General features: G+C 43.7%; 24 protein-coding genes and 1 rRNA gene. 8 read left to right on the top strand and 17 right to left on the bottom strand.

Going from position 1 to position 24,131, the window contains the following annotated elements:
* Positions 1 to 75 precede the first annotated feature (75 nt).
* Positions 76 to 1,695, top strand: a complete 1,620-nt coding sequence (locus tag M3221_RS18755; RefSeq protein ID WP_251273252.1) for an ATP-binding protein — start codon at positions 76 to 78, stop codon at positions 1,693 to 1,695.
* A 78-nt stretch (positions 1,696 to 1,773) separates the two neighbouring features.
* Here the strand turns inward: M3221_RS18755 and M3221_RS18750 are convergent, their stop codons facing one another.
* Together M3221_RS18750 and M3221_RS18745 are read right to left on the bottom strand one after the other, a co-directional pair.
* The gene (locus M3221_RS18750) at positions 1,774 to 2,418 is read right to left on the bottom strand and encodes a response regulator transcription factor (protein ID WP_251273251.1); all 645 of its coding nucleotides are present in this window, start codon (positions 2,416 to 2,418) and stop codon (positions 1,774 to 1,776) included.
* Positions 2,415 to 4,457 (bottom strand): sensor histidine kinase, encoded by a 2,043-nt coding sequence (locus M3221_RS18745; protein ID WP_251273250.1) that lies wholly within the window; start codon positions 4,455 to 4,457, stop codon positions 2,415 to 2,417. The genes M3221_RS18750 and M3221_RS18745 overlap by 4 nt, the downstream gene beginning before the upstream one ends.
* Before the next feature lie 94 nt (positions 4,458 to 4,551).
* Between M3221_RS18745 and M3221_RS18740 the strand changes: the two genes are divergently transcribed.
* Positions 4,552 to 4,710 (top strand): hypothetical protein, encoded by a 159-nt coding sequence (locus M3221_RS18740; protein ID WP_251273249.1) that lies wholly within the window; start codon positions 4,552 to 4,554, stop codon positions 4,708 to 4,710.
* 1 nt (position 4,711) lies between these two features.
* Here the strand turns inward: M3221_RS18740 and M3221_RS18735 are convergent, their stop codons facing one another.
* The 4 genes from M3221_RS18735 to M3221_RS18720 form a co-directional block, all read right to left on the bottom strand.
* Positions 4,712 to 5,629: a polyprenyl synthetase family protein gene (locus M3221_RS18735; protein WP_251273248.1), complete on the bottom strand. Its 918-nt coding sequence runs from the start codon at positions 5,627 to 5,629 to the stop codon at positions 4,712 to 4,714.
* A gap of 153 nt (positions 5,630 to 5,782) precedes the next feature.
* Positions 5,783 to 7,234: a nicotinate phosphoribosyltransferase gene (locus M3221_RS18730; protein WP_251273247.1), complete on the bottom strand. Its 1,452-nt coding sequence runs from the start codon at positions 7,232 to 7,234 to the stop codon at positions 5,783 to 5,785.
* Positions 7,231 to 7,791, bottom strand: a complete 561-nt coding sequence (locus M3221_RS18725; protein WP_251273246.1) for a cysteine hydrolase family protein — start codon at positions 7,789 to 7,791, stop codon at positions 7,231 to 7,233. The genes M3221_RS18730 and M3221_RS18725 overlap by 4 nt, the downstream gene beginning before the upstream one ends.
* A 9-nt stretch (positions 7,792 to 7,800) precedes the next feature.
* Positions 7,801 to 8,565, bottom strand: a complete 765-nt coding sequence (locus M3221_RS18720; protein ID WP_251273245.1) for an NUDIX domain-containing protein — start codon at positions 8,563 to 8,565, stop codon at positions 7,801 to 7,803.
* 328 nt (positions 8,566 to 8,893) lie between these two features.
* Between M3221_RS18720 and M3221_RS18715 the strand changes: the two genes are divergently transcribed.
* Positions 8,894 to 9,841, top strand: a complete 948-nt coding sequence (locus M3221_RS18715; protein WP_251273244.1) for a LacI family DNA-binding transcriptional regulator — start codon at positions 8,894 to 8,896, stop codon at positions 9,839 to 9,841.
* Positions 9,842 to 9,897: 56 nt separating this feature from the next.
* Here the strand turns inward: M3221_RS18715 and M3221_RS18710 are convergent, their stop codons facing one another.
* The 3 genes from M3221_RS18710 to crcB all read right to left on the bottom strand — a co-directional run bounded on the left by M3221_RS18710 (position 9,898) and on the right by crcB (position 11,476).
* Positions 9,898 to 10,722: an aldo/keto reductase gene (locus tag M3221_RS18710; protein WP_251273243.1), complete on the bottom strand. Its 825-nt coding sequence runs from the start codon at positions 10,720 to 10,722 to the stop codon at positions 9,898 to 9,900.
* An 80-nt stretch (positions 10,723 to 10,802) separates the two neighbouring features.
* The gene (locus M3221_RS18705) at positions 10,803 to 11,114 is read right to left on the bottom strand and encodes a fluoride efflux transporter FluC (RefSeq protein ID WP_251273242.1); all 312 of its coding nucleotides are present in this window, start codon (positions 11,112 to 11,114) and stop codon (positions 10,803 to 10,805) included.
* The gene (gene crcB, locus M3221_RS18700) at positions 11,111 to 11,476 is read right to left on the bottom strand and encodes a fluoride efflux transporter CrcB (RefSeq protein ID WP_251273241.1); all 366 of its coding nucleotides are present in this window, start codon (positions 11,474 to 11,476) and stop codon (positions 11,111 to 11,113) included. Before crcB ends, M3221_RS18705 begins: the two co-directional genes overlap by 4 nt.
* 96 nt (positions 11,477 to 11,572) lie before the next feature.
* Here crcB and M3221_RS18695 point away from each other — a divergent pair, with 96 nt between their 5' ends.
* Together M3221_RS18695 and M3221_RS18690 are read left to right on the top strand one after the other, a co-directional pair.
* Positions 11,573 to 11,956, top strand: coding sequence for a VOC family protein (locus M3221_RS18695; protein ID WP_251273240.1), 384 nt, complete (start codon positions 11,573 to 11,575; stop codon positions 11,954 to 11,956).
* Positions 11,956 to 12,843, top strand: a complete 888-nt coding sequence (locus M3221_RS18690; RefSeq protein WP_251273239.1) for a DMT family transporter — start codon at positions 11,956 to 11,958, stop codon at positions 12,841 to 12,843. The genes M3221_RS18695 and M3221_RS18690 overlap by 1 nt, the downstream gene beginning before the upstream one ends.
* Positions 12,844 to 12,905: 62 nt before the next feature.
* On the opposite strand, the gene M3221_RS18685 is transcribed toward M3221_RS18690, so the two are convergent.
* Positions 12,906 to 13,667, bottom strand: coding sequence for a YwaF family protein (locus M3221_RS18685; protein WP_251273238.1), 762 nt, complete (start codon positions 13,665 to 13,667; stop codon positions 12,906 to 12,908).
* A 327-nt stretch (positions 13,668 to 13,994) separates the two neighbouring features.
* Here M3221_RS18685 and M3221_RS18680 point away from each other — a divergent pair, with 327 nt between their 5' ends.
* The 3 genes from M3221_RS18680 to M3221_RS18670 all read left to right on the top strand — a co-directional run bounded on the left by M3221_RS18680 (position 13,995) and on the right by M3221_RS18670 (position 17,017).
* Positions 13,995 to 15,266, top strand: a complete 1,272-nt coding sequence (locus M3221_RS18680) for an ammonium transporter (RefSeq protein WP_251273237.1) — start codon at positions 13,995 to 13,997, stop codon at positions 15,264 to 15,266.
* A gap of 62 nt (positions 15,267 to 15,328) precedes the next feature.
* Positions 15,329 to 16,309 (top strand): DUF294 nucleotidyltransferase-like domain-containing protein, encoded by a 981-nt coding sequence (locus M3221_RS18675; RefSeq protein ID WP_251273236.1) that lies wholly within the window; start codon positions 15,329 to 15,331, stop codon positions 16,307 to 16,309.
* Between the two features lie 6 nt (positions 16,310 to 16,315).
* Entirely contained in the window at positions 16,316 to 17,017 is a 702-nt protein-coding gene (locus M3221_RS18670) for an exonuclease domain-containing protein (protein ID WP_251273235.1), read from the top strand.
* Positions 17,018 to 17,057: 40 nt separating this feature from the next.
* On the opposite strand, the gene M3221_RS18665 is transcribed toward M3221_RS18670, so the two are convergent.
* From M3221_RS18665 to rrf, 7 genes are all read right to left on the bottom strand, one after another.
* Positions 17,058 to 17,582, bottom strand: a complete 525-nt coding sequence (locus M3221_RS18665; RefSeq protein ID WP_285881258.1) for an isoprenylcysteine carboxyl methyltransferase family protein — start codon at positions 17,580 to 17,582, stop codon at positions 17,058 to 17,060.
* Positions 17,579 to 18,667, bottom strand: a complete 1,089-nt coding sequence (locus M3221_RS18660; protein ID WP_251273234.1) for a type III polyketide synthase — start codon at positions 18,665 to 18,667, stop codon at positions 17,579 to 17,581. The genes M3221_RS18665 and M3221_RS18660 overlap by 4 nt, the downstream gene beginning before the upstream one ends.
* Positions 18,668 to 18,771: 104 nt before the next feature.
* Positions 18,772 to 19,488 (bottom strand): hypothetical protein, encoded by a 717-nt coding sequence (locus tag M3221_RS18655; protein WP_251273233.1) that lies wholly within the window; start codon positions 19,486 to 19,488, stop codon positions 18,772 to 18,774.
* 84 nt (positions 19,489 to 19,572) lie between these two features.
* The gene (locus tag M3221_RS18650) at positions 19,573 to 22,113 is read right to left on the bottom strand and encodes a YfhO family protein (RefSeq protein WP_285881253.1); all 2,541 of its coding nucleotides are present in this window, start codon (positions 22,111 to 22,113) and stop codon (positions 19,573 to 19,575) included.
* Positions 22,114 to 22,166: 53 nt separating this feature from the next.
* Entirely contained in the window at positions 22,167 to 22,583 is a 417-nt protein-coding gene (locus M3221_RS18645; protein WP_251273231.1) for a GtrA family protein, read from the bottom strand.
* Positions 22,567 to 23,535 (bottom strand): glycosyltransferase family 2 protein, encoded by a 969-nt coding sequence (locus tag M3221_RS18640; RefSeq protein ID WP_251273230.1) that lies wholly within the window; start codon positions 23,533 to 23,535, stop codon positions 22,567 to 22,569. The genes M3221_RS18645 and M3221_RS18640 overlap by 17 nt, the downstream gene beginning before the upstream one ends.
* Positions 23,536 to 24,005: 470 nt before the next feature.
* A 5S ribosomal RNA gene (gene rrf / locus M3221_RS18635) occupies positions 24,006 to 24,121 on the bottom strand.
* Between the last annotated feature and the right edge of the window lie 10 nt (positions 24,122 to 24,131).

Here is a 24,131-nt window from a genome sequence, read left to right as displayed (position 1 = left end):
TTTCGTATAGGCCTGTTTCGTTTATAATAGAAATAGATGGGAATACGAAGGAAAATAGCGAGGAGATAACAACAAATGAAGCAAAACAATATTTGTTTTGATACATTAAAAAAGGAATGTGCAGCGAGGGGACTTGATCCAAAGAGCATTCCTTCTTTTAACCATATATTAGATGCAGAGGCATTAGCGGCAAGACAGCGCCAACACGCTGAATTCATTCATGCGGTTACGTACTTTTTTGATAAATTTATTGCTTCACTGCCTGGCATTCCTATTCTTGCCACAGCAACGGATAAGCATGGCTACGTTCTTCATATGATTGGGGACAGCAGCATTAAAGAAATGGTTATGAAACTAGGAATTCAAAACGGAGTTCAAATGACAAATGAATACAATGGTATTAATTCTGCCTGCCTAGCGCTGGATTACCAGCAGCCAGTCGGTATAGTCGGCTCGCAGCATTATCATCATTATCTGCATAATGCTGCATGCTACAGCATCCCTATTTGGAACAGAACTCAAAATGAAGAAATCGGCACACTTTCATTTATGACGGCTGTTGATTTTGCCCACCCTCTCTTTCTATCATTGCTTATGACAATGAAGGAATCCATCGAGCGTGAACTTCAGTTAATGAAGCAAAACGAGAATCTGCGCCTCCTTAATGAGCTTATTATGGAGACTACCACGAGCGGCTTGATTGTCTCTGACAAGGAAGGCAATATTATTAACGTTAACAAGGCCGCAGAACGGATGGTGAAGCAAGATAAACAGTCACTGCTCTCCGAAACGGCTGCGAACTGCCCATTCGTTGGCGATTATCTTGAGCGGGCGCTGTCAAAAGGACTTCCTTCTACAGACATTGAAAGAACATTTAAAAGCACATCAGGCCGTGAAACAACGTACTTGCTGGATGCGCTGCCGATTTTCGATCAAACAGATACACTGGCCGGTGCCTTCGCGCAGCTCCGTGACATTACCCAGCGAAAAGAAACGGAACAGATGCTGCTTAACACTGAAAAACTCGCTGCTGTCGGTCAAATGGCTGCCAGCGCTGCCCATGAAATCCGTAATCCTTTAACAACGATTCGGGGCTTTATTCAGCTGCTGAAGCCATCGTTTTTCGACCAGGAGCATTTCAATCTCGTTTTGGAGGAAATTGACCGAATTAACTTGATTATTAGCGAGTTTCTTATTCTATCAAAGCCGCAGGCCACTTGTTTCGGCGAACAAAACTTAATACAGATTCTTCATGATACGATTGCCCTATCACAGCCGCAGGCGAGCATGAGCAATGTGCAGATTGAAAAGTGCTTTGATGATCCCTCTCCTATTTTTATACATGGAGATGGAAACCAGCTGAAACAGGTGTTTATTAACTTGTTTAAAAACAGCATGGACGCCATGCCGGGCGGCGGGACCCTTTCGGTTGACGTTCATATGAACGTACAGGGAGAAGCTGTAGCAGTGGTGACTGATAAAGGCGTCGGCATGACGAATGAACAGCTCGGGCAGCTGGGCACTCCTTTTTACACAACAAAAAAAGACGGGACAGGGCTTGGCCTTATGATTACACAGCGTATTTTAAAACAGCACGACGGCTCCCTTGATATACAAAGCACAAAAGGAAAAGGAACAACGATTACGCTTCGTTTTCCAGTCAAAAAAGAAGAAACGCTCAAGCAAAACGAATAATGAATGACAAAAGGCCTGCAGGACAGGTCTTTTATTTTTTCAAAAGAAAAACACGCTTCCATCAAGAAAGCGTGCAGATTAAAGACTAATAAGATTGTATCGAACCGCTTCAGTAACAGCTTGAGACGTTGTTTGTACCTGCATTTTGTTTAATAGCTTGGACAACCAGTACTCGATCGTCCGGCTGCTTGTAAAAAATTGTTCTGCCAGCTCCTCGGTTTTCTTTCCGCCTGCCAGAGCCGTTAGCAGTTGAAGCTCTTGTTCTGTTAATGTATAAGAGGTATCCTGCTTTTGATCTGACCGGCTGCTGCTTTGTTTTAATGACAGCCGCTTCAACGCAGCAAGCGGCACGATGGCGTACCCGCTGAGCACAGCATGGATCGCCGTCATTAACTCTGCTGCGGGTGCATCTTTATTAATAATGGCGCCAACACCAGATGAGACGATTAAATCGATTCGGTTCGTATAATCAAATCCCGTATAAATAATAATCTTCGCTCCTGGCTGGTATTCACGAATGTTTTCGGCTACCTTTACACCACACACTTCTTCAGAAACATTCATATCGAGCAGGTACAGATCAAACGGCTCGCTTTCGCTCATCTCAATAGCTGTTTGATGATCGGATACACATGTGACTTGAAAATCCGAATACGCTTCAATCATGCTTTTCGTTTCCAGCCCGACAATTTGATGGTCATCCAGCAGCAAAATTCGTGTCATTCTCTCCACCCCGGCAGTGTCATTTGAACCTGCACACCGCTGTTAGGCGATGTCATCCACTCTACATATCCTGAAAGCATGGCCACTCTCTCCTTTATCCCGGATATCCCCATCTGGTTTCCCTGCTCATCCATACAGCTCATGTCAAACCCAATCCCATTATCCAGATAATCCAAAAATAAGGTTTCGCTTTCCTCCCACACGGAAATAGACAGACGGGATGCTTTTGAATGCTTGCGGGCATTATGCAAAAGCTCCTGTACAATCCGATAGACAGCAAGTTCTTTGTCCTGGTCCGATCTGTAATGGGACGGCAGATCAATATCACATTGCAAATAAATATCGGATGTTAGCTTAAACCGGGAAAACAGCTCCTCTAATGTACCGCGCAGCCCTTCCTCCTGAAGAAAAAACGGACGCAGCTCCTGGCACGTTTCCCGAATATGGCGAGTCACTTGTTTCATGTCCCTCTGAATCTCTTTTACATCTTTTAAAAGCGTGTGTTTCAGATGCTCTGACCGGGCAAGGCGCTCTAATTTCCGCTGTACAACGAACTGCTCCTGGAGCACTGAGTCGTGGAGATCAGCAGCGAGCCTCCGTCTTTCTTTTTCAGAAATCGCTAAAAGAAGCCGAATCGTGCCCGGTGAGTGATTCATCGCCTGCACTTCTAATTCCTCCATTTTCTTTTGGGCCACCTGCAAATTATCGGCTACGAGCCGGACATAGGGAACTCCAGCAAGCAGCCATGCTTTTTCACTGATATTCCACCTTAATCCGTTTTTTTTCGGACCAATCCATAGATAAATATTTTGCTCTGACCGCTCAAACAGCTGAATGCCAAGCCACTGCTGATGAACCAGCAGCCCTTTTTCACGGTCTCTTGCCATTAACAGGCGATGCGCTTCTGATGGTACAGCCGGAACCACTCCTTCCGCGTGCCGGATCAGCCACTCTCCGTTTCTTTTTTCGGTAATAAACAAGGCAGACGGATGCAGGGCATGAAGAACTTCCAGTACAAACATACGCTCCAGCTCATCCGTTTTCATGACAGCCGACAGCTTCCCTGCTAGAATCTCAATGCCCTGCACCATATTTTTTCGATCTTGAAACAAGCTGTTCCGAATAAAAAAATCAAACTGCTCTTTCATTAAAAAAGAAAGAGCCATGATCAAGAGAGCAGCAGCAAAAGGAATGATAAACTTCCCCGCGACGCTGTATATGATCACCGCTAATAAAAAAGCCGGAATAACGGATTGCACGCTATAGTAGAAAAAACGGCTGAGGACAAAATCGAAATCAAACAGCTGACGGTTCATCAAAAGGCGTGTATAGCCATATGGAAGTGCAAAAAGAGAAAAGACGGCGATTCGATCCAGCCCATCCACTCCAGCCGCCACATATGGAAGAACATAAATCACAATAAAAGGGACAAACGCAATAGCCGGCACAATCATCATCCACTTCAAAAAGCTTTTGTGCTCCGTGTTTTCTGTCCGATTGTATTGCCAGGCGATGATACCTAAAGCAGCAAAAATAGAAAAACTAAAGTGAACGAGCATACTGTTATTCACTACATAAGATGGGACCCACGATACAAAATAATTGCCAACATTAAACCCGATAAACAAAAGGGTTACCCACATGAATACGGACAGCCACGCAGAGAGAGAACCGAGATCAAGCTGTTTTTCCTTTAAAATCGCTTCTACAAAAAGAAGAAAATAAAGAGCAGCCAGTTGAAAAGCAACCGTTAAGATGGTGACGGATACAGGATCTCCTTCACCAGACTCTTTAGAAGCAAACAAGCTGAGGGACACTGCAAGCAGGAATAAAATAAACCGGCGGGCGGATGTCGTTTGCTTGCCAATAATCGGTGCAATTAAAATAAGGGACAGCAGTGAAAACAAGCCAGGTATGTATAACTCGATCATATCCGATGAAAAGCTTTGTTTCTCTGCCGCCATTTTTATCATAAGGTAAGCGTGACTTACAATGTAAACGGCAAAAGCAACAACCAGCTGCCAATAATGTTTTAACATATGTTTTCTCCCCATATTGCTTAATAAGTGACGATTATTTCAATTTTTTGTAATATATATCATTATACACCAAGAAAGGAGACGAAAGAGAAATATGACAATGAAACTAGTCGAGCTGCTGCTGGCAAAACCATCGCTTTCGAATTGGAGCGAAGAAGAACGCCGTCTGCTCGAAACCTATTCAGAGTCAGAACTAGCCGTTATCTTTGAATCTATTGAGCATCAGCCTATTCATCCTCAAGGATGGAGATAAGTTATGAAAATAAGCCCGCCATTAATTGCTTCTTTTGTTTTTCACTGATTGGCATCCGAGTGACAGAGGTTCGAATTTTATAAAGATACAGCTTTTCGATTACACTGCAATAGGAAAGGGCATCTCCTTCAATAAGCAGCGACTGCACCGCAGCCCTTTCTTCTTCTGTTGATGACTCCTCTCTTCCACTCTGGTAATACCTTTTTACTGCTTCGTATTTTGACTGTTCGCTGTTTAAACAAAACAGCACGGGTAATGTTTTTTTCTTATGATATAGATCACTTTTTTTCTCCGGCTGAAACAGATCGTACACATCATTTCGAAGCTGCTCAACAATGCCGAGATAATGGGCGTACACCTTCATTTCTTTTTCGATGGCAGGCTTTACCTCTCCCGCTCCGAGCAGGCAGGCTATTTCGATCAAAGAGCCGGACTTCATAGATACCATGTTTAAGTAGTCTTCTTCGGTTTCCAAGCGATTTTGCAAATCAGCTGCCTGGCCGTTGATCGCTTTGACTACATTGGCTTGAATCATATGAAGAACCCCACCCTTAATCGTTTCGTCCATCTGCAGACGGTTTACTTCTAAAAAGCAAACCATCAGCAGGCCTGTCAATATATTTAAATTTTGTGCGGTATCCACCTCTCCCCATGGATGTTCATGTCCGTCTCCATCTTGAATATCATCCATAATGTCGAGTGCTAAAAAAAGCAGCTCTACGATCACCATAAGCTGCTCTTTTTCTCCCGTCCTCTTTCTTTGCCAGAAAACGTCATAATGAAGGCCGGACAGCTTCGCAAAAAAACCGGTTTTCTCAAACGTGTATCTTACATACACAAGTGTTTTCTCCTGCAAAGCGGCTTCTTTAAAATAGGTACGAATATACTCACAAGCAATATTCATCAGGCTATTTGTCATATACCTTTGCTCCTTTTCTATTAATCTTACCAGTCAATAGGTAAAAAGAAACGATAATTGGCATAAAATACCGGACAAACTTTTACGATACGCGCGCTGCCTCCTGCTTAAAATGTACTACTTAAAAAAGCCTGCTTAAGAGCAGGCTTTTTCTTAACGCGCAGATGGCGGCATCATTTCTTCAATTTTCTTCATTTTGTGCTCCCAGCAGGCTGGACTTAAATCGACAGGGTACTGTTCTGGATTAATGGGACGCTTGTATTCATCCCATAAAACCGATAACCCCTTTTTCACATGTTCTCGTATATCGGCAAGCGACGGCTGATGGTACATAAACTTTCCGTTTACAAAAACATCTTTATGCAAATCAACAGCGGTAAAATCAGTGACAAATTTGCTGATATACGTGTGAACAGGATGAAACATTTTCAGCTTTTTTTCTTCCTGCGGCTTTTCTTCCTGGAGTGCGATATAATCTCCTTCCGCTTTTCCATTTGCATTGTTAATGATACGATAAACGTTCTTTTTCCCCGGTGTTGTCACTTTTTCCGGGTTGCCGGAGATTTTAATGGTATCCACCATTTCTCCTTGATTGTTCTCAATTGCGACAAGCTTAAACACGGCGCCAAGAGCCGGCTGGTCAAAAGCGGTAATCAGCTTTGTGCCGATGCCCCACACATCAATTTTTGCACCCTGTGCATTCAAGCTCATGATCGTTTCTTCATCAAGATCATTGGAAGCGATAATTTTCGCATCCGGGAAGCCCGCTTCATCAAGCATCGTGCGGGCTTTTTTAGATAAATACGCAAGGTCGCCGCTGTCAAGACGGATACCAATAAAGTTGATGGCATCGCCAAATTCCTTGGCAACCCGGATTGCATTCGGCACGCCAGAACGCAGCGTGTCATATGTATCGACCAGGAATACACAATCCTCATGCGTCTCAGCGTATTTTGTGAATGCTGTATGTTCATCCTGGTACGCCTGCACCATAGCATGGGCATGCGTTCCGGATACCGGAATGTCGAACAGTTTGCCTGCCCGCACATTGCTGGTGCCTGAAAAACCAGTTAGGTAAGCCGCCCGTGCTCCCCAAATAGCGGCATCGGTTTCCTGCGCCCGCCGTGTTCCGAATTCAAGTGCCGTTCCATCACCTACAACCTGCATCATACGTGATGCTTTCGTCGCAATAAGGGTCTGGTAGTTCACCACATTTAAAAGCAGTGTTTCAAGCAGCTGCGCCTGTGCAAGCGGTGCTTTGATCCGCATGATAGGCTCGTTTCCAAAAACGATTTCTCCCTCCTGCATGGAGCGGATCGTTCCCGTAAACTTCATATTCTTTAAAAAAGCTAAATAATCTTCTCCGTAGCCAAGTTTACGCAAATAGTCGATATCGCTGTCTGTGAAGCCGAATTTTTGGATAAACGAAATAATGCGCTCGAGACCAGCGAAAACGCCATAGCCGTTCCCAAAGGGAAGCCGGCGAAAATAAAGATCAAAAACCGCATTCCGGTCGTGAATGCCGTCTCTCCAATATGTTTCCGCCATATTAATTTGATACAAATCGGTATGCAGCATAAAGCTGTCATCTGGATGCTTCATCATAATTCTTTCCTCCTTTTGGCGCCAAGTGTATCTACAAAATGCCCAAGTGCCCATTCATGGCCTGCCTGGTTAAAAGACGCTACCGCGTGATCATACACAACAATTTTGTATCCTTTATTGTACGCATCCACTGCTGTATGCAAAATACATATATCTGTACATACGCCGACAAGATGCACCTCTGTAATTTCCCGCGCTTTTAATTTCATATCAAGGTCTGTTCCGGCAAAAGCAGAGTAACGCGTTTTATCCATGTAATAGACGTTATCCCGGTCTTTGTTTTGATCGTACACGGATTGAAGAGAGCCATACAGGTCGCGCCCTTTCGTACCGCGAATATTATGCGGCGGAAACAGCCCTGTTTCCGGGTGATAAGGGTCGCGCTCATCATGCACGTCAATCGCAAAAACAACATAGTCGCCGTTTTGGATAAATTGCTCTGTTATATCGACAATCGCTCCTTCAAGAGCCTGGCCTGGCTTTCCGCACGTTAATTTTCCATCATCTGCAACAAAATCATACGTATAATCAATATTCAGCAATGCTTTCATACACATCCGCCTTTCTTATCCGTAAATGGATTCAATTACATCTAAATCATTAAAAATATACAATCGGGACGGCCGGTACGAGTGACGGGTTGTTTTTTTCGGCTGTCCGTCTTCATCCAGTGCCAGCTCTAAAAATGGAAGCTTCGGTGCACGAGCGAAGAAAACCGGATCAGAAGCGATTTTCGCATCATCCGTTACAGTCAGAAGTACCCGCTGCAATTCAGAAAGTGTAAATTCCTTCGGCAAAAAGTTTTTCGCCAGCGTTGTTCTCAGCATGTCTGACCGGATCAATGCAAGCGCGTCCTGAACAATCTGCCTGTGATCAAAAGCCAGGTCTAGATTCAGCACTTCTTCGATCGGAAACAGCTGTACGTCCGCCGCATCATCTGACGCTGACCGGTTTACAAGAGACGATTCCGGTACAATGGCATAAAAGGCATTTGAAACGATCCAGCCGCGCGGATCGCGTCCTGGTGTATCGTATACGCCAAAATGACGCATATGAAGACCGCTGACACCTGTTTCTTCTAGCAGCTCCCGCCGCGCGGCTTGAATGCCTGTTTCTTCCGGCTGGATAAACCCGCCAGGAACTGCCCACTTCAAAGCTTCGATATTGGGATTTCCTTCACTGTCTGTTGCCGCGCGCTGAATAAGCATCATGTAAAGCTTCATGTCAGGAGGCGCTTTTTCTTCTCTTTTTTTCGATAAAATGGTAAAGATCGCAATGTCTGCTGTATAACCGTCTGGTGTCCGGTATTTGGAGGAGTCATAGCTTGTCATTGCTCCGCCTTCTTTCTAATTATTAATTGTATAATTACTAATTATATAAAACGTATTTCCATTTAGCAAGAAAAATCCGGCTTTTAAAGCCGGATTCTTTTCATTAGTCATTTCCTTCCCTTCCATTCGTTAATCAAAACCGTGTTATTCCCAATAAGAATGCTTTTCCCGTTCCTTTACTGCCGCACCCGCTAATAAAAGTTCTACTGTACACAAAAAGATCATGGATAAAATCCCCCACATCATTGCCACACCTTCCCTTCTTTTTTACAATGTAAAGGATGAAACGCGTTTCAGAACAAGCACTTTTTTTGGAAGAGGGATAAAGATGGGCAATATTCATGATATCGCTCGAATGGCTGGTGTTTCTGCCTCTACGGTTTCAAGAGTGTTAAATAACTATCCTTACGTAAAAGAGGAAAAAAGAAGAGCTGTCCTTGAAGCAGCCGAACAGCTTCGTTACGTGAAAAACATTAATGCTGTTCACCTTTCACTGGGGAAAACAAAGATCATCGGGGTGATTCTGCCATTTGTCAGCCATCCTTATTTCGGTGTGATTTTGAGCGGAATTGCTTCAGCTGCCGAAAAAAGCGGCTACAAGCTGATGATTACGCAAAGCAATTATCAGGTGAGTCAGGAAATAGAGGCGCTGGATATGCTGAAGAGAAAACAAGTTGACGGAGTGATTATCGTTTCACGCGAGTGTCCTATTGATATTGTGAAGGACTACAGTGAATACGGACAAATTGTTTTGTGCGAAGCACTGGCTGACCCGTCCCTTTCCTCTGTATTTGTCGACCAGTACAAAGCATTCCAGGCCGCTCTGTCTTTCTTAAAGAAAAAAGGCCATCAGAAAGTTGGTTACACTCTTTTGCGGCCGGAGGGAAAAAGCAGCCTGGCAAGAAAGCAGGCGTATGAAGAACAATATGGCAAAGTAAAGCGCGGCTGGGTATTTAACCAGGCACTCACCATTGATGACGGCATCAGAATCGCCGGCGAATGGGCAGCGCTTTCCGAACGGCCTGATGCCATGGTGATTACAAACGATTTCGTGGCAGCCGGTTTTTTGCTCCAATGCAGGCGGCTTGGCTTTTCTGTGCCGGAGGATGCGGCTCTTATCGGCTTTGATAATCACCCCATTGCCGGTGCACTCGGCATTACAACCGTTGAACTGCCGCTGCATCTGCTCGGGGAAACAGCATTTGAACAGGTCATTTCTTCAAACATTTCCCACAAGGAAGTGTCCTTTCGCTTAATTGAACGAGACAGTGTATAAACATAAAAAAGACCGGCAGTTGAATCTGCCGGTCTTTTTTGATGTTCCTATACTCATTATTTACGGTTAAACTCTGCTGGCACCGGGCCTGTACGCTCGCCACGGTCAAGAGCCGTAATTTGATCGATTTCTTCCTGTGTAAGTTCAAAGTCAAACACATTGAAGTTTTCTTCGATACGAGATGGTGTAACGGATTTTGGAATGACGATCGAGTCATTCTGCAAATGCCAGCGCAAAATAACCTGTGCCGGAGTCTTGCCGTGCTTTTCAGCAATTTCTTTTACAATATTGTTTTCAAGCACAACACCGCCCTGCATAAGCGGACTCCACGCTTCCACGTAGATGTCATGCTTCTTACAGAACGCTTTAAGTTCTTTTTGAACGAGGTGCGGGTGGCATTCCACCTGGTTTACAACCGGTTTTACATCGCACTCATCCAGCAGGCGCTGCAGGTGGTCGATATCAAAGTTACAGACACCGATTGCTTTTACACGCCCATCTGCATACAGCTTTTCAAGCGCTTTGTAGGTTTCCACATATGTGTCTTCCTGCGGCATCGGCCAATGGATTAAATATAAATCCACGTAATCAAGGCCCAGCTTCTCAAGGCTTGTATCAAATGCTTTTAGCGTAGCATCATAACCTTGATCCGAGTTCCACACTTTTGTGGTGATAAACAACTCCTCACGAGGCACACCGCATTCCTTGATTGCTCTGCCAACACCGCGTTCGTTTCCGTAGACAGCAGCTGTGTCAATAGAGCGGTAGCCTGTTTCGATCGCTTTTAAAACGGCCGGTGTTGCCTGTTCGTCTTCAACCTGCCATACACCATAGCCAAGCTGTGGCATTTTGAGTCCGTTGTTTAACGTTACAAATTGCATGTTTCCGCATCCCTTCATCAAATAAATTATTCACGTTGAAAGTATAGCATATCCTTTATATGGATTTCCCTTGAAACGACTTATAGGCCAAGCCATGCACCAAAAAAACCGGCCGCGCATGTAAGGAAGATATAAAGAAAGGCTTTTTTCATTTTCATTTGTTCCGCTTCAAACAGCCAGGTTGAAAAGGTAGTAAAGGCGCCAAGAAACCCCGTGCCAAACAGTAAACGAGCGCTCCCTCCTGCCCCGCTGCCTATAAGCAGCCCAAGCAAAAGAGCACCAAGTACATTGACCCCCAAAGTTCCAAACGGAAAAGCCGTGCTGTTGAACCGGCTGCTCAGCCAAAAACGGGCTATCGCCCCGAAAAAACCGCCAATCGCGACCAGTATCATACTGCTTTCGCCCCTTTACGGCCGAGGCGTACAAACAGAAGCCCGCCGCCTATGCTTAAACCTATGTATAAAAGAGCTGAAGCTGCCCTTCCTGCTTCGATGAGCGTTATGACTTCTACGCTAAAAGCAGAAAACGTTGTAAAGGAACCGATAACCCCGGCTGTAACAGCTTTTTGTATCGGTACCGGAATACGGTCTTTTACTTTTTCGTTTAAAAACGGAAGCAAAAAACAGCCAAGGCAATTCACAAAAAGAGTCGCAATTGGAAAACTGCCAGCCGCTCCGTGGCCTATTACGGCCGATACACCGTATCGCAGCAGTGCACCCATAACGCCCCCTATTCCAATCCATATATAAATCAAAAAAATCCTTCTCTCTATTTGCTTTTCTTTTATCTTTATTTTTGCTGGCGTATTTGTCAAGGCAGGGGGATAATGGAGAAAAAAGGAGGTATACATATGGGTATTTCAAAATTAGAACACGTCGGTATTCAAGTAAAGGATTTAGAAGCAACAATTGATTTTTACACAAAGGTTCTCGGGCTTGAGCTTCTTGAGAAGCAGGGTCATCCTGATCCAAATCTCCGCATTGCATTTCTCGGCTTTAAGCAGTCAGATGAAACGTTAATTGAAATCATCGAAGGCTATAATCCAAATCTGCCGGCAGAAGGAAAGGTGCACCACATCGCCTTTACGGTCGATAATATCAAAGAAGAAATCGCTCGTGTAAAGGAACATAACGTTGTTTTTGTTGATGAAACTGTTACAACACTTCCGAACGGAGCAAAATATGTCTTTTTCTACGGGCCGGACGGCGAGTGGATTGAGCTGTTTGAGCGGTAATGGCAAACAGATCGATCGGGCTTCCCCTGTTTATTGCGATTGTCGCTATCTCCTTTTCAGCGATTTTTGTTAAATGGTCAGACGCCCCCGCCTCTATTTTAAGTATGTACCGCATGATTCTGGCCAGCTTTTTCCTGCTGCCCATTGTATGGAGAAAAAGATCCGAATTTGAGCGTATCCAAAGAAAAGACTGGATGCTTTTAATTCTCTCCGGATTGTTTCTGGCTTTTCATTTTGTGCTGTGGTTCGGCTCGTTAAAGCTGACCACTGTTGCCAGCTCGACGATTATTTTAGCTCTGCAGCCACTCGTCTCGCTGGCGGGCGGCTTTTTGCTGTTTCGGGAACGAACAAATGCCGCAGCTCTTGCTACGATGGGCATTGCTATTATTGGCGCAGTAATGATTGGCTGGGGCGACTTCGGATTAAGCAGAGAAGCTATTTTAGGGGACTTGCTTTCTTTTTTAAGCGTCATTGCCGTTGTCGGTTATCTGCTCATTGGGCAGCAGACCGTGCGCAAAGTGTCTCATTGGATTTACAGCTTTTGTGTTTTTTCTTTTGCTGCCCTTTTTCTGTTTCTTTATAACTTAGCAGCGAGTACGCAGATGACCGGCTACAGCAAACACGAATGGGGTATTTTTCTTCTTCTTGCGATTGTTCCGACGATTGCCCATGTCATTAACAACTGGCTTATGAATTACGTGAATGCCACAACGATTTCAATGAGCATTCTCGGTGAACCAGTCGGTGCCACCCTGCTCGCTGTTCTCCTGCTGAACGAACGGCTGACGAGCTGGCAGATAACAGGCGGCATTTTTATTTTAGCAGGTGTTTTTTTCTTTCTGTTAAAACAGCAGACTGCGCACAGCAAAAAGAGCGGATCAGGATGATTCCGCTCTCGAGCTGCCCGCAAACGCCCGCTTTCTTACTTTGTCTTTCCTCTAAGAGCAGATCAAGACGATTCTGCTCTTTTTGCTGTTTTACGCCGAAACAGCCCTTCCGCTTGATGGCCTGACGGCTTTTCGCGAAACATCACCCAAATCAGCAGACTGAGCATAAGTGCCAGCGCTTCAAGAGATACAATATACCACGGGTAAGGTCCAAGCAAATCCAGCAAACTGGCGCTTGACGGCTTGTGGCTTAAATAAAGATAATTTCCGCCCGTCCACTTATTAATCACCATTACAGGTGGTATGAGCAAGTTTAAAAACAGCAATGTTTTCCCAACTGAATAAAGCGTCGGCCTGTATCCTTTTACCCAGGTAAAGTACAGAGGAACAATTAGTAGAAAAGCATGTACCGTGAAAAAATGAAAAAAACGAAAATGCGGAAAGTCAAAATTCAAATAAGGAGTTAATAAGGCCTGCGAAGCTCCAAGTAAACCGGTAAATAATAAAATGTCATAAATACCTTTTTGTTTCGTTATAAGGAGCAGAACCGCCAAAAATAAGCTGATGCTGCACAGCTCCAGCGGAATAGCGTGACTCAGCTTCCAGCTGTTTGTGGTAATCATCCAGACATGATAAACGGCTTCTATTAATAATAAGAAGAAAGCTGTACCTATTTCCATCTTTCTCCCGACCAACCTGCCCAGCTGCTGGCGAAAGACGTATAATCCGGCCAGTGCTGCACTAACGGCTGCCACAACAATAAAATGGCTTCCTGAAAACATCGTGAAGTCATAATTTTGATAGCTCCCGCCGAACCAGCCCATCGTTACGCCTCCTTTTTTAATGAGTGTATCATACATCAGCTGCTAAATCCTTTTTTTGTCATTTCTCTTTCTGTTTGTTTTATTTCTATGAAAGAAACTTCTTTATCATGCCCAAATATCTACTACCTATTGAAAATCTTATGAATCCGTACATCAAAACCAGTTTTTCTATATATTATTCGCCTTGCTTATGTAATGTTTTATTACACAAGAGAATAAAATCCTAAAAAATCTATTGACGAATCTTAATTTTCCGCATAATATAGGTACATGTTATAAAAAGTAACATCATAAGTTAGTAAAAATAACGTTCGGGAGGGTTTTAACATGGAAGATATGTTGTACTTAATGAACAGCCTCTGGGTCATGGTTAGTGCTATTTTAGTTATTTTCATGATTGCCGGATTCATTATGCTTGAGGCTGGATCAACTCGTATGAAAAACGCTGGCCATATTGCCGGAAAGACAGCTTTCACATTTGGACTCGCTTCCCTCGTTTTCTGGGCTGTCGGATTTGCTTTCATTTTCGGTGATAACGCGAACTTCTTTGTAGGAATGTCGAACTTTTTCTACTCTGGCGCTGACTTAGATTTAGGGCTTTCATCTACTGTATTCTTTGTATTCCAGCTGGCATTCGCAGGGATCGCGATTACAATCGCTCTGGGCGGTTTCGCGGAACGTGCAAAGTTATCTGTATACGTTTTATTCACCATTCTTTTCTCAGCAATTGTTTATCCGGTTGTCGCACATTGGATTTGGGGCGGCGGCTGGCTTGCGGAGCATGGCAAGCAGGATTTTGCCGGCTCAACCGTTGTTCATTTAACAGGCGCTATGGCAGCTCTGGCAGCTACGATCCTTCTTAAACCTCGTATCGGCCGCTTTAATAAAGATGGTTCTGCTAATGCCATTCATGGGCATAACCAAGTGTTCACATCACTCGGCGTATTGATTTTATGGGTAGGATGGTTTGGCTTTAACGCCGGAAGTACAGTATCTGTTGATGCTGGGTTCTTCGGATTTGTAGCCCTTAATACACAGCTTGCAGCTGGTGCAGGTGCTGTTGCCGCATTGATTATCTCTTGGGTAACCCTTGGAAAATCGGATATTCCGACTATTTTAAACGGCGCTCTGGCTGGTCTTGTAGCCATCACCGCATCTTGTGCTTTCGTTGACACATGGGCATCCGTTGTAATCGGCTTAATTGCCGGCGTTCTCGTATTCTACGGGGCAAAATGGATGGAAAAAATGGGGATTGATGATCCGATCTTTGCTCTTTCTGTTCACGGTATTCCTGGTATCTGGGGAACACTATCAACTGGTTTCTTCGCTACACCTGATCTTGCTACCGTTGGCCGTCCGGGTCTTTTCTACGGCGGCGGTTTCGAACAGCTTGGGGTGCAGGCGATGGGTGTATTTGTCTCCGGCGCATTTGCGTTTGTTGCTTCGTTCGTCATTCTTTTCGTCATCAAGAAGCTTCTTGGCGGGCTCCGCGTTTCAGAAGAAGAAGAAATTATGGGGCTTGATATCAGTGAACACGGCACATACGGCTATCCAGAAGTATTCGCTGACACAAAATCTAAAGCTGCAGGCGATAAATAAGATAAATAATACGCAAAGCGGCAGCGCTTTGCGTATTATTGTTTAAAAGGATGTGAAAAATCATGACAACGCGGGAGCAAACGTACGCAAACATTCGCCAGGAAAAAGAAGCGAAAATAGATCGGCACCTTCATTCCACACAGCGCTTGAATGCCTTCCACGATGAAATTATGAAGCGGGTTCTTACGATCGCTCTGCAAATTCACGAGCACGAGTATGGCTCTCCCCCCTGTTCTTATTCCCTTTTTTTGCTTGGCAGCGCCGGCCGTTCTGAACAAGGCACCATCAGCGACCAAGATCATGGTATCGTCTTCGAGGCCCATACCGATGAAGCTGCTGCTTATTTTTTAGATTTAGGTCGAACTTTTTCAGATGGATTACATGCAGCTGGGTACCCTTACTGTGAAGGAAAAGTCATGAGTTCTAATCCAGTCTGGTGCCGATCAGCAGAGGATTGGAAGCAGCAAATCGCTTTATGGATTGAATCTGAAACACTGGATACGATGCGTTCTCTTCATATGATCTATGATGCCCGTGTGATTCACGGTGACAAAGAACCCGTTTCCGCTTTGAAACAACAAGTGGCTGCAAACATGAAAAAAAACCCGCACAAGCTGAAGCGCTTTTTTGAAAACATTCAATTTATGAAAAAATCAATTGGCCTTTTCGGACAAATTTTCACGGAACAAAACGGCCAGCATGCCGGGTCACTTAATTTAAAACAATCCGCTTTTCTTCCTTACGTAAATGCCATTCGCGTGCTTGCCGTTAAAGAAGGAATTGATGCTTCTTCTACTTTATTGCGCATGAAGGCTTTAACAGCTGTTTCTGCTCATAACGGCCGCATGCAGGAATATGAGGAAGCATTTCGGCTGCTGCTCGAATTCAGGCTGCGCGTCTTGAGAAACGCGCCCGACTATGACAGCTCTCACTATATAAACATTGATTCACTCGGACCGGTCCGCAAGCGGGAACTGCGCCATATTTTAAAAACCGCAGAGTCCCTTCATCATTATGTACAGCGATTCATAGCAAAAGGGTGATGCAGAATGGGCTTTAATGATTTTATGAAAAACTTAAGTGGAAACCGCTTTACAGGCCTTCAGGGCGGCCGTCATGATATCGCTTTTATGCGGAGTCTGCAGCGAGATTTAAAAACAAAGGAGGCAACCTCGGTCCCGCTCGACAAATTGCAGGTAGTTGTATTTGACTTGGAGACAACCGGATTTCATCCAGACAAAGGGGATCAAATTTTATCAATTGGCGCTGTAAAAGTATGCGGAAGACACGTTGAAGATGAATTTTATTCATTGGTCCGTTTTACTGAACCACTCCCGCCTCTTGTAAAGGAATTAACAGGACTTGAGGAATTAGAATTAATAGAGGCTCCTGAGCCGGCTGAAGTGCTGGCACAATTTTTTAAATTTGCCGGGGCTTCTCCTCTCGTTGCCCATCACGCCAGCCACGAAAAAGCTTTTATGACGTATGCGAGCCGTAAATATTTTCGGACGCCATTTTCCCACCGGCTGATCGATACATCCTTTATGTACCGGATTGCAGAACCGGACAATCCTTATGTACGCCTGGAGGACTGCTGTGAACACAATCAAATTCCTATAACCGGCCGGCACCATGCTCTTGGTGATGCGCGTCTTACTGCGGCGCTTTGGGCGGTGTACGTTGAAAAACTTCAAGAAATGGGTATCACTACACTGTCACAAGTTTATGAAAGGCTCGCTGTTATTCGGTAAACAGACGACAGAGCCAGCTGCTTTGCCGTCTGTTTATTCTTTAGCTTTTCCCGAAATCGGTAGCATCTGTAAGAGCCTGCTCTTCTGCAGCGATGCGGACGGACAGCATCCATGCATTTAAGAGCGTGAAAATGATTGCTGTGTAGTAGGCTTGAAACAGCAGCGGTATCACAATAAATTCAAGTGTAACAATGATATAGTTTGGATGGCGAACCCAGCGATAAGGGCCTTTTTTAACAACTTTTGCACCGGGAAGCACGATAATTTTTGTATTCCAAAAAGGGCCGAGTGAGCGAAGTGTCCATACCCGCCCAAGCTGCGTAACCAAAAACAATGTCAGCCACACCGGCCAGTTTGAGCTGAGCGTTTTTTCCATCATGGTCACTTCAGCAATTAAGCTGATGAAAAAAAGCGTGTGAAGTGCCACAATAAATGGATAATGACGTGTCCCCGCTTCATAGGCTCCCTGACTGAGCATCCACTTTTCATTTCGTTTGGCGATAAAAAGCTCAGAAATTCGCTGTACACAAAGAAAAAGAATAAACAGCCAAAAAATGCCGCTCATACTGTTTCTCCCCACTTCAGCAGCACCAATTCTCCGGAAAAGCCAGGTCCTAAAGCAGTCATCAATCCGTAGTCTCCCTGCTCCACATTGCCAAGCATAAATTGTTCTAGCACATACAAAACAGTCGGAGATGACATATTGCCAAACGATGAAAGAACGTTCCGGGCATGAAGTGTTTTTTCTGCTGAAAGCTTCAGTGTTTCTTCGTATGCATCCAGCACTTTTTTTCCGCCTGGATGTGCAACAAAGTGGGTGATTTCCTTCATAGATAACCCTTCCTTTTTTAAAAAAGTATCTACAAATCCTCCCAGCCAGTCTCGGACAATTACAGGAATATCCCGTGAAAACACGACATGAAGACCGCTGTTTTTAACCTCCCAGCCCATTACATCTTCAGAATTAGGCATTAATTTAGATGCGGTTTTTAAAACAGACGGTACAGGCCGTTTTGTTTCTATCCCAGCTTCGTCTCCCGTCATAAGCACACAAGCCGTCCCGTCCGCAAACAGCGACGTTCCAACCAAATTGCTTTTTGACCGGTCGTTTCGCTGGAACGTTAAGCTGCATAATTCAATCGCTAACACGAGCACCTTTGCCTGTGGGAAGGCGAGGCAATATTCATAAGCCCGGCTGATCCCAGCCGCTCCGCCCGCACAGCCAAGCCCCCAGATCGGAATCCGCTTTGTTTCATCAGAAAACGGCAGACAGTTCATAATTCTCGCTTCAATGCTTGGCGTTGCCATGCCTGAGCTGGAAATAAAAAAAATGGCATCAATATCGCCTGCTGTCAGCGATTGCTGTAAAAAGCGTTCGTCATCCAGACACTGTTTAACAGCTTCGGTTCCATATTCAACGGCTTTTTCAATATATAGATCATTTCGTTCCTGTAAACTGTGATCACGCTCAAACCAAGATAACGGCATAGCAAAATGCCGCTTTTGAATTTGCCCATTTTGAAAAACGGTTAAAAGCCGCTCAATATCCCGGAAGTCATCCTTGAATAATTCACGGGCAAAAGCAGCAGTTTGACCCTGCTCAACAATATGCGGAGGGTGGTACGTACTGGCAGAAACAATACTCGGCATATTTACCCCACTTTTCTTTTTTGTTTATCCTTCCCCCTCTTTCTTTTTTTAAACAATTAGCCACAGATTGGAACAGCGCAAAACAAAAGCAAAGCAAGGCTTGTTTAAACGGCCAGCAGCAGCGCAGAATAAATAATCAATCCGGCAGCAAATGCGCCGAAGCTGCTTTCACTTTCTTTTGGCAGTTCTTCTTTTAAGACATTTAAAATAAGCGCACCCGACAAAAAAGCCAACATTGTGGCCACTGCCGCTTCTTTTAATTCCGTTAAAGCACCCAGGGCCCAGCCGACTAATACGGCAAAAATTAAAATCCAGCGGCCATATTGGTCATATACATGCTGGTGCGCTTCACGCATACTTTGGTCGATCGTTATAAAATGAACGGACAGGGCAAGAAAATAAAAAAGCATTCCAAGTACTTGATCAAATGTTTCTTGAATAAGCAAATAACCAATCAGCATGTTGTAAAAGAAGAAAACGCCCACATGAAGCCAGAAGATACCTGAGTTTGCCTTTGTTTCCTTTTTCTTTGTGGACTGCGATACTACTTCTTCAAGGCCATAAAAAAGAGCCAGGCCCATAAGCGCCATCAAATAAGCATGATTCTCAATGAAACGAAGCAGACCATTCTGAGCTTTTTCCAGCACCTGCTGATGCGTATGTAAATCCGGGAGAAGATGCACAAATACATATGACACGGCGATACCGCCAGCAAAAGATAAAAACCGGCTTCTTGGAAAACGTTTTAAAAAAACCATATACTTGGCTGAAAAGTGAAGAACAGCAAAGCCTATCGCCAATACCAAGCTTAACATTTTCATGCCGCTCCTCCTTCCCTTCAGGAACCCTCTCCCTTTTTCATTGCCATTCCATACTTTTTTTATACAAAAAAACGATCCGCTTTTTTAAGAAGCGGATCGTTTTGTTCGGTAAAACAAGAGAAGAACAAGAAAAAGAGTACAAGCCGATAAAGCGAGAAGCGGGAAAAAGAAAGGCGGATAATACACGAGCTCGACATTGTTTTGTCCCTCTTTTAGTTCAATGCCTGTAAATGCGTAATTTGCTTTTTTGATTTCCTGCTTCTCACCATTTACCGTTAAACGCCAGCCTTTTTCGTAAGGAAGCGGTATGGCTGCGTATTGACTATGATTCGTATTGTTGTACGTAAAAGAAATGCGGTTTCCTTCCCAGCGAAGCCCTTCGACGGATGATTGACGGCTTTCAGCTTTTGCTTCCTGCAGAACTTCATATGTTTCTTCGTACAGTTGCACATCCTTTAGTTCATAGGTTCCTTTTGGCACACGAAGGGAAATGCGGCTGTTCGCTTTTACTCTTATCACCAGCTGATCCACATTCGTCTTATAGATAGAACGGGCCGCTTTTCGGGTTGTTTTATACTCATTGACTTGAAGTACATACGAATCTTTATTATCGATTCCTCTTAAAGTAAAGGTAAGGTAGTAATCTTTAACAGACGGATTGGGCTGATTGACCACTACATCAATCCCGCCTTTTTCGGGTACCTTGAGTATATCCTTCTCATAAGTGGCATGAACAGGTTCGACCGATGTACGTTTCATAATGGATGCACTCTCCGGTATAGGAGCTCCCGGCTCTTTACGATCGAGGACAATTCCCGAGAGCATAGCATGTTCTTTTGCCACGGGTGAAGCATTCTTTAATTCCCGTTCTGAAAATACGGTACTTGTCGTACGGACAAACGGAAGGAGATTTTCATTTTGATATGCAACGTATTCGCCGGCAGAGGCAGCTTCCTTAAATCCATACGGAACAGCTTCTTTTTCTTTCTTCTTGATATAATATTTGCCCATTAACAGACTTTCTAAATTAGCACGATCTCCAAGTGTTCCATACCGGCTGACACTTTCCCAGCCCATATCTATATAGAGATCTTTTAAGTAAAAGAATAAAAGATGCTCATTTAAAATGCTTGAGTAAGCACTCATTCCTTTGAAGCCATGAATGATTGGTGTATTGTTCCGACGCTGAAGTGTCCAATCAATCCGGGCAAGCGGGTCGGTTTCCTGCTCCTGAATCAAGGCAATCACCTTTTGCTGGTCAGCACCTCGGTATTGATCACTATTCATATACTCTTTGGACACGTTAAAAGATGTTCCTGAAACCGACAGGCGGTTTTCCTGATAAGCGTTCGCCACCCCTATACTTGTTAAAAGAATGAGCAGCGCCATTATTAATTTTATATGCCGGCTTTTCCGGATAACAAGAACAAAGAAGGCAGCCACGACTATAAATGCGGAAACACCCATCCAGGCATCTTTTGCACGCTGGAACGTTATGACAGGGTCCAGCACATAAAAAAGAATATACAACACAGCTGCGCAGGCAAAAGCAATCATAAGCTTTTTTCGTTTAATTTGAATCGGAATAGAGAGTGCAGCCGCAGCTGTACCGCCCACCGTAAGAGACAAAAGATGCTCCCATCGATACTGCGGGGCTGAAAAACCATTAAAAACACTGGCCGCAAACGGGCTCATATGTAAAAGGACTAAAAGAATCGTCATAAAAGCAAAAAAACGGAACAACGGATTTTGGTATAAAGAAACAAGCATGAGACTCAATACGACAAAAGCGGGTATATATACGATTAGGCCGTTGATTAAAAAGTTATCAGTAAAACCAATAAGAGGAATTTGCTCCGTGTAAGGCGGCCGGTAATTATTTAAGAATCCATATACAGCAGGAATAAAAGAAAAAGCACTAATGCCAAACCCCGCAATACCGGTCAGCAAAAACAGCTTAATTTGTTTTTTTACAGGTGTTTCTCCTTCTGAGAGCTTGAAAATCCACCGGAATAAAATATAAATGCCTGCAAGCAAAAAGTTAACATAAGAAAAGTAAAAGCTATCAAATAAGCTGATCGAAACAGCCGCAAGAAAAAACCATGGCTTTTCTTCCCGTATTACTTTTTCAACACCGATTAAAAGCAGTGGAAGCCAAATCATCGAATCCGAAAAAAATTCCCAGTAGGTCACATACCGAAAGTAAATAATGCTTGTACCATAAACAACCGCACCAACAAAAGCAGGTAGTGCTGAGAGAGTCATGTACCGAAAGTAAAGCGTCGTTATCATCAAAATGACGGTCAGCCTAAGGACGCTGACAACTAAAATGGCATCCGCCCAATAAAAAAGATCCGGCTTTCCAATGAGTCCTATACTCTCCAGAACAAATGTTACACCTGCTGTAAGAAGAAAAACGATCGAATTAAAAAAATAATAACTAAGCTGTGTATATATACTCCCGCCCAGCCCAAAATCGGGAGAATAAAAAAATTCGCCTTTTTTAAATTCATTGTAAAGCAGTTCCTTAAAAGGCTGCATTTGTGACAAGCCATCATTCATACCTGTCATGTACTGCCCATCAAACCATTGCACAATAAAAAACAAATGACTCAAAAGAGCCATAATTAAGCTCGATAAAAATAAAAAGAAAAAAGAAGCCTTTTTTCCTGAAGGGCTTATTTTATGTAAGAATGTAGATGTGTTTTCTCTTTTTTGCATGGCTTTTTTAAAATTCTCCCTGTCAGAATAAACGTAGCGGGCAGCGTAAAGAAAACGGCCACAAGCGGCGCGATACTACTGTTCATACCAAACTGTTCAACAAACAGATATAATAACACAGCTGTCATCCCTGTATTAAACAGCTGCGTTAATGGAAACCGGATAAACGCGGACCAAGTCGGCTTTACTTTATACGTATATAGCGTGTTTAAGAAAAAAGAGCCGATTAAACTGCTGAGAAAACCGATCATATGCGCGGCAAAAAAATGTAATCCCAATCCATGCAGCATGAGTATGTACACCGCATAATAATGACCGGTGTTAATGACACCAACAATAATAAATTTCAAAAATTCATTAGGAATAAATGGCATGTTTTTCTCTCTTTTCTTTTGGTGCCCCAATACTCGTATGCTGAATTAAATAATGAGGCCGCTTTTTCGTTTCGTTATAAATTCTTCCAATGTATTCTCCGATAATACCCATACAAACAAGCTGAACCCCGCCTAAAAAAAGAACAGCAGAGATAAGAGTAAAGTATCCAGGAACGACCACCCCTGTCCGCATGATCTGAACAAAAGTGATGGCTATATAAACAAGCGACATAAATAACACAAGCGCTCCTGTGTAAAAGCAGGCACGAAGAGGCTTATGGTTGAACGAAACAATCCCATCAATGGCGTAATTCAGAAGTTTTGGGAAAGACCATTTTGTTTCGCCACATTCTCTGGCTACATTTTCATAAGATATGGTTTTCTGTCCATATCCGATCCATGAATACAATCCCTTAGAAAATCGATTTCCTTCACTTAGCGTTAACAAGGCATTCACTGCTCTGCGGCTTAAAAGACGGAAATCGCCTTCTCCATCTGTCAGTTTTACGTCGACTGTATGGTTAACAAGTCGATAAAAGAAAGAGGAAATAATAGAGCGAACAGGAGAATCACCAGTTCGATTTCGCTTGGCAATAACTTGGTCATACCCTTCTTCATATCCTTTTAACAGCTGGGAAATAAGAGAAGGCGGGTGCTGCAAATCGGCATCCATCAAAATAACCGCATCACCCTGGGCATGCTGAAGACCTGCCAGCATAGCAGACTCTTTTCCAAAATTGCGGGTAAAGGAGATATATTGAACTTCTTTACAATGAAATGCCAGCTGTTTTATAACATCCAGTGTATCATCAGCACTTCCGTCATCAACAAAAATAACTTCATATGCGTAGAATTGACCATTCATTTCTTGATTGATGGCCTGAAGTACTTTAGGGATATTTTCAGCTTCATTGTAAGCTGGAATAATATATGAAATTTTTACTGGTTTCATCCTGTCATCCTCCGTCTCTTTACGTCTTAATTCATCATTCTTTTCAAGCAGGTGGATAGTCCACTCGCCCGCTTCATGATTTAGGTGACCTTATCCGATGTGAAGGTATAGGTATCAACTCCTTATATTATTAGCTAAAAATGCTTTGAACATTCTTTTTGAAAAGAAATCAAAAGGAAAATAAAAAAGAGGATTACTCCTATGCTTCATCCACCTCCACCTTTTATGCTTTTTACACCCCGATTAGACATAATAAAAGATAAACGAAATGATTCCTTTAAATGAGTGGAATCTAGGAAGAAGGCAGTGTCACTTTCACATGTATTCAAATTTACTCTACCCTGCCCTTATTAGGTTAAAACGTTTATCCCTTTGAAAACACACCCATTATCTTACAAAAAAAATAAAAAAACACGCTCATTCAAATTTTACATTTGAATGAGCGTGTTTTCAATACAGATCATTATGCTGCCAGGCGGCGTCCTGCTCTCACAGGGGGAAACCCCCAACTACCATCGGCGCTGAAGAGCTTAACGGCCGTGTTCGGGATGGGAACGGGTGTGACCTCTTCGCTATTGCCACCTGACTATGAAGTT

This window comes from Domibacillus indicus (assembly GCF_023715895.1).
Lineage (GTDB): Bacteria > Bacillota > Bacilli > Bacillales > Domibacillaceae > Domibacillus > Domibacillus indicus_A.
Note: the sequence above shows the minus strand (reverse complement) of the source record. Positions and strands in the feature narration are given on the sequence as shown.